Annotated in this window: 14 protein-coding genes; 7 read left to right on the top strand and 7 right to left on the bottom strand. The window is 64.6% G+C overall.

Features of this window, described 5'->3' with window-relative positions:
- Positions 1 to 63 precede the first annotated feature (63 nt).
- From SCI24_RS19390 to SCI24_RS19405, 4 genes are all read left to right on the top strand, one after another.
- Complete coding sequence (locus SCI24_RS19390) at positions 64 to 366, top strand: hypothetical protein (RefSeq protein WP_318726938.1); 303 nt, start codon at positions 64 to 66, stop codon at positions 364 to 366.
- A gap of 389 nt (positions 367 to 755) precedes the next feature.
- Complete coding sequence (locus SCI24_RS19395) at positions 756 to 1706, top strand: DUF4268 domain-containing protein (protein ID WP_318726939.1); 951 nt, start codon at positions 756 to 758, stop codon at positions 1704 to 1706.
- Between the two features lie 27 nt (positions 1707 to 1733).
- Positions 1734 to 2087 (top strand): hypothetical protein, encoded by a 354-nt coding sequence (locus SCI24_RS19400; protein ID WP_318726940.1) that lies wholly within the window; start codon positions 1734 to 1736, stop codon positions 2085 to 2087.
- Between the two features lie 12 nt (positions 2088 to 2099).
- Entirely contained in the window at positions 2100 to 2564 is a 465-nt protein-coding gene (locus SCI24_RS19405) for a hypothetical protein (RefSeq protein ID WP_318726941.1), read from the top strand.
- A gap of 28 nt (positions 2565 to 2592) precedes the next feature.
- Here the strand turns inward: SCI24_RS19405 and SCI24_RS19410 are convergent, their stop codons facing one another.
- The 4 genes from SCI24_RS19410 to SCI24_RS19425 all read right to left on the bottom strand — a co-directional run bounded on the left by SCI24_RS19410 (position 2593) and on the right by SCI24_RS19425 (position 4044).
- Complete coding sequence (locus SCI24_RS19410; RefSeq protein WP_318726942.1) at positions 2593 to 2910, bottom strand: CcdB family protein; 318 nt, start codon at positions 2908 to 2910, stop codon at positions 2593 to 2595.
- Positions 2910 to 3155 (bottom strand): type II toxin-antitoxin system CcdA family antitoxin, encoded by a 246-nt coding sequence (locus SCI24_RS19415; RefSeq protein WP_318726943.1) that lies wholly within the window; start codon positions 3153 to 3155, stop codon positions 2910 to 2912. Before SCI24_RS19415 ends, SCI24_RS19410 begins: the two co-directional genes overlap by 1 nt.
- 108 nt (positions 3156 to 3263) lie before the next feature.
- Positions 3264 to 3587, bottom strand: a complete 324-nt coding sequence (locus SCI24_RS19420; RefSeq protein ID WP_318726944.1) for a hypothetical protein — start codon at positions 3585 to 3587, stop codon at positions 3264 to 3266.
- A 67-nt stretch (positions 3588 to 3654) separates the two neighbouring features.
- The gene (locus SCI24_RS19425; RefSeq protein ID WP_318726945.1) at positions 3655 to 4044 is read right to left on the bottom strand and encodes a gamma-glutamylcyclotransferase; all 390 of its coding nucleotides are present in this window, start codon (positions 4042 to 4044) and stop codon (positions 3655 to 3657) included.
- A gap of 157 nt (positions 4045 to 4201) precedes the next feature.
- Between SCI24_RS19425 and SCI24_RS19430 the strand changes: the two genes are divergently transcribed.
- Positions 4202 to 5143 carry a pirin family protein gene (locus tag SCI24_RS19430; protein ID WP_318726946.1) on the top strand — a complete coding sequence of 314 codons (942 nt, stop codon included), beginning with the start codon at positions 4202 to 4204 and terminating at the stop codon, positions 5141 to 5143.
- Between the two features lie 18 nt (positions 5144 to 5161).
- Here the strand turns inward: SCI24_RS19430 and SCI24_RS19435 are convergent, their stop codons facing one another.
- A complete protein-coding gene (locus tag SCI24_RS19435) occupies positions 5162 to 5827 on the bottom strand; it encodes a glutathione S-transferase family protein (RefSeq protein ID WP_318726947.1) in 666 nt (221 codons plus the stop codon).
- Positions 5828 to 5956: 129 nt separating this feature from the next.
- Between SCI24_RS19435 and SCI24_RS19440 the strand changes: the two genes are divergently transcribed.
- Both SCI24_RS19440 and SCI24_RS19445 read left to right on the top strand, forming a co-directional pair.
- Positions 5957 to 6238, top strand: coding sequence for a DUF503 domain-containing protein (locus SCI24_RS19440; protein ID WP_318726948.1), 282 nt, complete (start codon positions 5957 to 5959; stop codon positions 6236 to 6238).
- Positions 6239 to 6337: 99 nt separating this feature from the next.
- Positions 6338 to 7063, top strand: coding sequence for a hypothetical protein (locus SCI24_RS19445; protein WP_318726949.1), 726 nt, complete (start codon positions 6338 to 6340; stop codon positions 7061 to 7063).
- A 53-nt stretch (positions 7064 to 7116) separates the two neighbouring features.
- On the opposite strand, the gene SCI24_RS19450 is transcribed toward SCI24_RS19445, so the two are convergent.
- Together SCI24_RS19450 and SCI24_RS19455 are read right to left on the bottom strand one after the other, a co-directional pair.
- Positions 7117 to 8073 (bottom strand): hypothetical protein, encoded by a 957-nt coding sequence (locus SCI24_RS19450; RefSeq protein ID WP_318726950.1) that lies wholly within the window; start codon positions 8071 to 8073, stop codon positions 7117 to 7119.
- Between the two features lie 163 nt (positions 8074 to 8236).
- Positions 8237 to 9530 (bottom strand): putative bifunctional diguanylate cyclase/phosphodiesterase (locus SCI24_RS19455; RefSeq protein WP_318726951.1); only part of this gene is annotated, 1294 nt, incomplete at its 5' end.

The raw sequence follows: 9530 nt of genomic DNA on the forward strand, positions 1-9530 counted from the left end.
TCACCTCCTCTACTGGACATAACATCAGTATAGGAAAGACTGACGCGGTGGTGGCTGATCAACATGAGTAATCAGGATAGCTTTTGCCGATGCTTGGAGTCTATAGGGGCTGCCAAGTGGACAGTTGCCACCTATTTTCCTTTCCTGGTGCACCCCGAGACCAATATGTTTGTCAAACCGACCATCACCCAGCATGCAGCAGAGCTTTGTCGCTTCGAGATCAATTATCAATCGAAGCTCAACTGGCTGACCTACAAGGCGGTGCTGGACCTCTCTGGTACGATCAAGAAAGGGATTGCTAAGAAGCTGGAGCCAAGGGATATGATCGATGTCCAGTCGTTCATGTGGTGTGTTGCGCCGCACTGAGAGGTTTTTATGAGTGCTCAAGGAAAGCTTTAAAAATATTATTTAAATAAAGTTGCGAGCGGAATATCTTGCAATCCTTGCCTTATCCGACTAGTTAAATCAGCGGGTCGCTAACGCTAAAATCCGCGAAAAGTGCTTGTTTTATACCATCCTGGACAATTCTTTTCGCGATGAGTTTACCACCGAATAGCGCGCCGCCCATCCCGAACTCATCAGGGTAAAAACTTCGCCGAGACGCTTCTTGAACGGATCAATCCGGAGAATGTCAAGAAGAAGGCGTCGGAGAAGCTGAATGGTAAAAAGTCAAGTAAGGGTAGTGTCTTGGCCTAAAATGGTTTAAATTATCAGATGGTTAGCCTTAGGAAATATATGGGATGCGGGAGGGGATTATGGCTGATTTTGGAGAGTTAAAAAGAAAAAGTCTTCGTGAGATATGGCAGCATGAGGCTACTGCATTTACTCCTTGGTTGGCTAGAAATATTGAAGCCTTGGGTGATGCCTTGGGTATGGAGCTGGAGCTTGCCGGTGAGGAGGTCGCTGTAGGTGATTTTTCGCTTGACCTTCTGGCCAATGATCTTGGAACGGGAGGAAGGGTAATTATCGAGAACCAGCTGACTCCTTCTGACCATGATCACTTGGGAAAGCTCATCACCTACGCTGCAGGGTTTGGGGCGGAGAAAGTCATCTGGTTGGCGGAAACCCTGCGTGAGGAGCACCGCCAGGCACTTGAGTGGCTCAATCAGCGAACTGATGAGGAGACACAGTTCTTCGCGGTTACCGTTGATGTGTTGCAGATAGATAATTCTCGCCCAGCCTATGATTTTAAGGTTCTGGTAATGCCTAATGAGTGGCAGAAAACTGCCAAGCGAAGGAGGAGTGCCCCGAATAGCGACAAGGGGGAGCGGTATCGTGAATTTTATCAACGCTTGATAGATGATCTTCGAGAGAAACATCATTTTACCGGCGCCCGCGTTGGGCAGCCACAAAACTGGTACTCCTTCTCTTCGGGTCACACCGGGATACGCTATGGGCTTGTCTTTACTCAGGGGGGGAAGGTAAGAGCTGAGCTCTATATTGATCTTGGAGATGCAGAGAAAAATCAGCAGGTCTTCAATTACCTCGAGCAGCGAAAGAACGAGATAGAAACCGACTATGGTGCGTCGCTTTCTTGGGAGGGGCTGGATAATCGTAGGGCTTCAAGGGTTGCGATCTACCGTGAAGGCTCTATTCAAGATGAAGGTGAGACGCTGGATGATATCCACGACTGGTCAGTGGGAGAGCTGCTCAGGATGAAGCGAGTGTTTTCTGAAAGGGTCAGGGAAATTGTCCGAATGCTGTAATTTGCTATCGAAGCTCTGGAGAGAATCATGCTCAACCGCTCCGCCCTGCTGCTGCGCTACAAGGCCCCGGCCGTGCAGTGGATCAACGACGCCGATCCCTCGCCGGGTGGCAGCTGCGTTACCTTGGAAGAGGTCAATAGCGACCTCACCGTCTACCTGGTCAGCGAGGACGTTTCCGCATCGCCCGCGGCGGTACGGAAGTGGGTCAAGGCGAATTGGTGCAACCTCTTCGAGTCGGAGCTGGAGGGGTGGTACACCGATCCTGCGCTGTGGCCGAAGCTCACCCTGAAGCGCTTCGACGAGTGGTTCGATGTCGAGTGCCACAGCGTGATGATCGATACGTTGGGAACGCCCATCGAGGACGATGAGCCACAGGACTGATCAGGAGCCACCATGAAACCCTTCTCCATCCTGCTGATCCGCCTGCTGGGTCTCTATCTCTTCCTGAAGACGCTGTTTGCGGTGGTGCCGGCGTTGGCGCTGCTGGGACCCAATGCTGCCGAGCCCGGGGTCGGGAGGTTGCTGCTGATCTATGTGGCGACGGTGGGGGGGCCGATGCTCGGCGGCGTGCTGCTGTGGTGCTTCGCCGGCCGGCTGGCGGAGAGGCTGCATGGCGGCGTCGAGGCCGACGCCGGCGCTCGCATCGCGGACGAGGACCTGGTGCGTGCCGGCACCTTCCTGATCGGCGTGTACCTGGTGGTGCGTCACGTCGGCATGCTGGTGGCGGCCTACACGGGCGCGGGCGCCGTGGCCTACGACGCGCTATTCGTGGTGCTGGCGGGCCTCGGCATGATGCTGGGCGGTGGGTCTCTGCTGGCACTTTATCGCCGGCTCAAGTATCTGGGGGTGGATCGGTAGGCCGCCCATACGTGTGGCGTAGGCTGGATCAGATGCCGGTTATCAGGAAGTCGACCGCGGCCATGATCTGGTCGCGATAGATGCCAAGGTCATGAACGGTTTTACCGAGTCGCTTCCTTTCGATGCCGGCGAGTTCCTGCGTCAAGGCGATGTAGCGTTCGCCATCGATCTCGATGATGGGGTTCAAGTAGGTCATTCGCAAGCTTTCGGCTTGAGCGGCAGGGCAGAGTGGTACGACAACAGTCGTGCGCAGCTCTTCGAGCAGGTCGCTCTGGATATCAAGCAGGTAGGGATAGCGTTTGCACGAGGCCGGGTTTCTGTTTTCGTAGGCGTTGAACTGGGCCATCAGAACTGCCGTTCGCCATCACCGAAGGTGCCGTGCTCCTCCACGGTCCGATTGTAGGCGCGGATGGCAGCTTCATTTTCCCGCCGCCACTGCTCCTGCTGCGCGGTACGCACCCTCTCGGTCAGTGCGCTCTCGAAGGTGGCAGAGAGGTTGATCCCCAGGCGCCTCGCCTGTTGGAGCAGGTCGCTGTTGATGCTGACGTTGGTGGGCTTCTTGGGTGCCGTGACATCGAAGAGTGGTGACATGCTGCATGTTCCCTTGTGCGAGGGGCTATGCGCATAGCGTATGCGCACTAATGCTCCACAACAAGCGAGTCCCTCGTAGCGGGTGTCGGTCGGGCCGAGAGCGGCCTATCAGCCGCCGGCGCCAAGGGTCAGCCGCAGGGCCTGCAGGCTGTCGAGTTCCAGGCGGGTCTCCTCGGAGAACACCGGATGGCCGATGACGCGGATGTCGAGGCTCGCCTCGGCGCCGCCGTAGGTCACCTCGGCGGTGACATGGGTGTCGCTGGCCAGGGGGGCCATGGGCGCGAAGTCGACGCGCCTGACCTCCACGGCGGTGAGGCCGAGGTCGTCGAGGCGCTGGTCGAGGGCGCGTTTGATCTCCACGCCGTAGTAGAAGTAGAGCCCGCCATAGGCCAGGCCGGCCAGCGCGGCGAGAGTGAGGATGAAGCGGACCATGGCCGTCTCCTTGGTGACATTCCGGGTGGGGTTCCTTCGCGTCCGCGTTTATAGCACAGCCGCGGGGCTATCGGGGCCGCCAGGCCCCTTCGCGGATCACCGGGCAGCCGGCCACCTCGCGGTTGTAGAGGTAGAGCCAGGCGGGGCCGAAGGCGGTGGCCAGGATGACGCGTTCGTAGTCGCCATGCTTCGGCGTCCGCACCCGGTAGTCCTCGAGCCGATCCAGCCCGGCCAGCAGACGGGCGCTGACCTCGAACACCTCCACCTCGATCCCCCGCGAGGCCTCGGGCTTGGCCGCGGGATAGGGCCCGAGGTCGTAGAGGGTCGCCGAAGTGAGGCGGTCGGCCCCCAGGAAGTGGGCGCCTTTCAGCCAGTGGTGGTTGCGCAGCCCGCGCTTCAGGGTGCCGTAGACGGCGACCAGGGGCGTGCGGGTGATGGCGAGGGCAGGAGTGTGCATGGCGGGCCGGCTCCGGAACGCTGTCATGTGCCTGTCGGGAGGATACCCCCGACGCCTGGCTCGATGCCATGGCGTCGCCGTTGTTCGCCCGGGGCGTCCCGGGCATGCCGGTGCCATACTGCCATCAGCGTCGTCGCTTGGCCCGGAGGACTCTCCCATGAGCAACTTGATCAAGGATGCGACCCCGTCATCCTCGCTGGACTGCCCCGTGGTCGATGGGCGGCGAGAACTGCAGCATCTGTCATCGCGCCACGCCGAGGTCGGCGGCATCCCGATCCACCGGGCATTGCCATCGCGGCAGCGGCGCCTGGTGGGGGGCTGGTGCTTCCTCGACCACGCTGGGCCGGTGGTGTTCAAGGGCGAAAGCCGCGGGATGCGCGTGGGGCCGCATCCGCACACTGGCCTGCAGACCTTCACCTGGATGATCGCGGGGCGTGTGCTGCATCGCGACAGCCTGGGCAGCGAGCAGGTGATCCGCCCGGGGCAGGTCAACCTGATGACGGCGGGCCGCGGCATCAGCCACACCGAGGAGTCGCTGCTGGACGACCCGCAACTGCATGCCGCCCAGCTGTGGATCGCGCTGCCCTACGCCCACCGTCACACGGCGCCGCGCTTCGACCACTACCCCGAACTGCCGGTGTGGCGTGACCAGGGCGTGGAGCTGACCCTGCTGGTCGGGGAGTTTGCCGGCCGCCGGGCCCCCACGCTGACCTTCTCGCCGCTGGTGGGGCTGGACCTCGCCGCCGAGGCGGCGACCACCCTGCGCCTGGGGCTGCGCCACGCCTTCGAGTACGCCGTGCTGCCACTGGAGGGCGAGGTGACACTGGAGTGCGAGGCGTGTGCCGCAGACGAGCTGGCCTATCTGGGGCGTGGGCGGGATACGCTGGAGCTGGCGCTGCCGGCGGGCGCCAGGGCGCTGCTGCTGGGGGGTGAACCCCTCGGTGAGGAGGTGGTGATCTGGTGGAACTTCGTCGGCCACAGCAAGGCCGAGATCGCCGAGGCCCAGCGTGAGTGGGAGACCGGCGGCGAGCGTTTCGGCAGCGTTCCCGAATATGAGGGCGAACGGCTGATGCCGCCGCCGATTCCCTGGAAGGTCTAGCCGGCCGGCGGCCACAGCTCAGCGGCGTGCCATGGCGGCTGTTGGCGAGACGCCCTGGGCCACGGCGGCGTCATGCTGGGCCTCCAGGGCACGCCGGAAGGCCTCGCGTGCCTGCAGGCGAGTCCAGTAGTCGCGCACGTTCGGCTTGAAGCGCTCGTCCAGCCCCAGGTGGCTGGCCAGCAGCAGGGCGTAGCCCACCGAGACGTCGGCGGCGGTGAAGCGCTCGGCGCAGAGCCAGCGCCGGGTCGCCAGCCGGGGCTCCAGGGTCCGCAGCCGGGAGAGGAACCAGCGGCTGTAGTCCTCCACCACCTGGGGCTGGCGGCGCTCCGGGGGTTCGAACTGGCCGTAGCGCAGCACCAGGGTCTGGGGGAAGGTCAGGGTCGCCTCGCCGAAGTGCAGGAAGTTGAGGTAGTCGCCATAGGCGGCATCCTGGCTGGCCACGTCCAGGCCGGCCTCGGGATGGCGGGCGGCCAGGTACTGGCAGATCGCCGCCGACTCGGTCATGCACACCTCGTCGTCGAGGAAGGCGGGCACCGTGCCCAGCGGGTTGATCGCCAGGAAGGCCTCGTCGCGCACCCGCGGCGGGAAGTCGTGCAGGATCAGCTCATAGGGCAACCCCAGTTCCTCGAGCATCCAGAGGGGGCGAAAGGAGCGGGCGTTGATGCAGTGATGCAGGCGGATCATGGGCTCTCCTGGCGTGAACGTGATCCCCGTCGGGGCAGGCGATGGGCAAAGGCTACTATGCTGCCCTCAGCCTGGGTAGGTCACCCGGTGCCTGCCCGAGAGATCCCCCGCTGGCCAGAGGAGTCTGCCATGCATATCGCCGTTCTCACCGTGAAGATTGCCCTGCCGGGCTGCCGCTCGCTGAAGGAGAAGCGCCAGCGCATGGGCGGCCTGCACGAGCGCTTCGGACGCCAGCCATCGATCGCGGTCTGCGAGAGCGGCGACCTCGACCGCCACGATGCCAGCGAGTGGACCTTCGTGGTGGTGGGCATGTCATCGCGGGACGTGGCGTCGCTGTGCAGCGAGATCGAGGACAGGCTGCAGCGCACGGTCGACGGCCGGGTGCTGGAAGCCACCCGCGAGTTCCTGTGAGCCATAAGGGGCATTGCCAGCTGCCGGGGAACCTGCGGTAGCCTAGGGAAAGTCCTGACCAGTTGTACAATGTCTACAGCCAGACCGGGAGGTCATCGCATGTTGCAACAATCCTGCCTGGGCATCCTGCTGCCCGACGACGGCCCCGATGACTACGAGTGGTACACCCTCGGCGACGAGGTGGCCGGGCTGCCGCGGATCCAGGTGGGCAAGGTGGAGAGCGATGGCCACCATGCGCTGTCGGCGCTGCTGGCGCTGGGCGAGGTGGAGCGGCTGGCGCCGGCAGGCCGGAGCCTGGCCGAGGAGGGCGGTGCCGGGGCGGTGGTATGGGCCTGTACCAGCGCCAGCTTCATCGGCGGGCTGGAGTGGGCCCGGGAGCAGAGTGAGGCCCTGGAATCCCGGCTGGGCGTGCCGGTCACCAGCACGGCGCTGGCCTTCCACGAGGCGCTGGCTGCCCTCGGCCATGCCCGGGTGGACCTGCTGAGCCCCTATCCGGACGACGTGACCCTGCGGCTGGTGAGCTTCCTGCGGGAAGGGGGCGTGACCGTGGTCAACGACAAGGCGCTGGACTGTCCCTATGCCGCCGATTCCCACCGCGCCGACCTTGGCGCGGAGGTGCGGCGCTTCTGCGCCCGCTACCCCGATGCCTCGCGGCCGCTGCTGGTGCCGGACACGGCGGTCAACTCGCTGTTCCTGCGCGAGGCCCTGAGACGCGAGACTGGCCGGGAGCTGCTGACCGCCAATCAGGTGACCCTGTGGGCCGGGCTCAGGCAGTTGGGCGCCGACCTGCCGGAGGGCCTGCTCGGCCCCCTCGCCGCACACTGATCGCGTCAGGGTGCCGGGGCGGCAGGCGCCGCCCCGATGCGACCCCGGGGCAATTACCGGTTGTAGGGCATGGCCTCGCGCAGCCGCTGGCGCTGCTCGTCGGTGAGCAGGTCCTGCATCTGGTCACGCAGGCGCAGCTGGTCGGCCATCATCTCGCCCTGCAGCTCGGCCATGCGGGTATGCAGCGCCTGCACCTCGTCGGGGTCGGGGCGCTCCTGCTGCATCTGGGTGAACATCTCCTCGCGCAATGCCATCATGCGGTTCATGCGCTCAACCTGGGCGGGGCGGTGCTCCTGCATCAGCTCCCGCGCGGCGCGGCGCTGCTCCTCGTCGAAGAGCTGCTCCAGGCCACCCGGGCCGAAGCCCATCATGCCAGGCCCCATCTGGCCCTGGCCTTGGCCATACCCTTGGCCATGGCCCGGCCCCATCATCATGCCGGGGCCCATCTGGCCCTGACCCGGGCCATAGCCGTGACCATACCCTTGGCCATAGCCCGGTCCCATCATCATGCCGGGGCCCATCTGGCCCTGACCCTGACCGTAGCCCGGTCCCATCATGCCAGGCCCCATCTGGCCCTGGCCCTGACCGTAGCCCGGTCCCATCATGCCGGGACCCATCTGGCCCTGACTCTGACCGTAGCCCGGTCCCATCATCATGCCGGGGCCCATCTGGCCCTGACTCTGACCGTAGCCCGGTCCCATCATCATGCCGGGGCCCATCTGGCCCTGACCTGGGCCATACCCTTGGCCATAGCCCGGCCCCATCATGCCGGGCCCCATCTGGCCCTGACCTTGGCCATAGCCCGGTCCCATCATCATGCCGGGGCCCATCTGGCCCTGGCCTTGGCCATACCCTTGGCCATAGCCCGGCCCCATCATGCCGGGGCCCATCTGGCCCTGACCTTGGCCGTAGCCAGGCCCCATCATCCCCTGGGCGAGGGCGGTGCCGCTGGCGACTGTTCCCACGGCCATGGCCAGGCCAAAGGCGAGCGACTGCTTGCGAAGGTTCATGAGGCATCTCCCTTGGAATTCATATTGCTGGCGTGTCGTCGTGCCTGATCACCGCGGCGCCGAGTCCGCGGTGGTGACCTGTCCTCCAGCATAGTCCGTCAGGCCCCGGACCCCTTGACGCATATCAATCAACCCGGAGGCGTGTGGAATGTCGCGATGACCCTCACTGCCGCGGACGCGCCTCGAGCCAGGCGACCAGCGCCTCCAGGGGCATCGGCCGGGCAAACAGGAAGCCCTGGAAGACCTCGCAGCCGTGATGCCTCAGGTAGTCGTGCTGCTCGCGGGTCTCGATGCCCTCGGCGACCACCCTCAGGTCGAGCTCCCGGGCCAGGGTGATGACCCCCTGGCAGATGGCGGCATCCTTGTCGCTGCCGGTCACGTCCCTGACGAAGGTCCGGTCGATCTTGATCTTGTCGATGGGCAGCGAGCGCAGGTAGCCCAGGCTCGAGAAGCCGGTGCCGAAGTCGTCGATGGCAGTGCTGATGCCCATGCCGTTCAGGGCGTTGAGGATGTCGATGGCGCCCTCGGTATCGCGCATCAGGATGCCCTCGGTGAGCTCCAGCTCCAGGTGCGAGGGCGGCAGGCCGGTCTCGTCCAGCACCCCCCTCAGGGTGGCCAGGAAGCTCGGCCGGTGGAACTGCATCGGCGAGAGGTTGACCGCCATGCGCCCCGCGAGCAGCCCCTGGTCGACCAGGGTGCGGGCATCGCGGCAGGCCCGCGCCATCACCCAGCGGCTCAGCGGGATGATCTGGCCGGTCTCCTCGGAGAGCGGGATGAAGTCGGCGGGGGAGATGAACCCCTTGACGGGGTGGCGCCAGCGCACCAGCGCCTCCAGCCCGTCGACGCGACCGGCGGCGTCGAGCAGCGGCTGGTAGTGCAGCACCAGCTGGTCGTGATCGATGGCCTCCTGCAGCTCGTTGCGCAGCATCACCCGCTGGGAGAGCTTGCTGTCCAGGTCGCCGGTGTAGCACTGGTAGGCGTTGCGCCCCTGCTGCTTGGCCTTGTACATGGCCATGTCGGCATGCTGGAGGAGCTTCTCGGGGTCCTCCAGGGGCTCGTCGTTGATGGCGATGCCGATGCTCGCCGAGATATGCAGCTCGTGGCCGCTGACCTTGTGGGGGCGGGTCAGCTCCAGCAGCAGGCGTTCGGCCACCTCCTCGGCCTCGCCGGGATGCTCGAGGTCCGGAAGCAGCAGCACGAACTCGTCGCCGCCGAAGCGCGCCAGGGTATCGCTGGTGCGCAGCCCCCCGGCCAGGCGTCGGGCGACGCTGATCAGCAGCTGGTCACCCACCTTGTGGCCCAGGGTGTCGTTGATCGGCTTGAACTCGTCCAGGTCGATGAACAGCACCGCCAGGATCTGCGCATGGCGGCGGGCCAGGGCGAAGTCGTGGACCAGGCGGTCGCCGAACAGCGCGCGATTGGCGAGCCCGGTGAGGGCGTCGTGGGTGGCCTGGTAG

The sequence above is a fragment of the Halomonas sp. genome (assembly GCF_033549285.1).
GTDB lineage: Bacteria > Pseudomonadota > Gammaproteobacteria > Pseudomonadales > Halomonadaceae > Halomonas.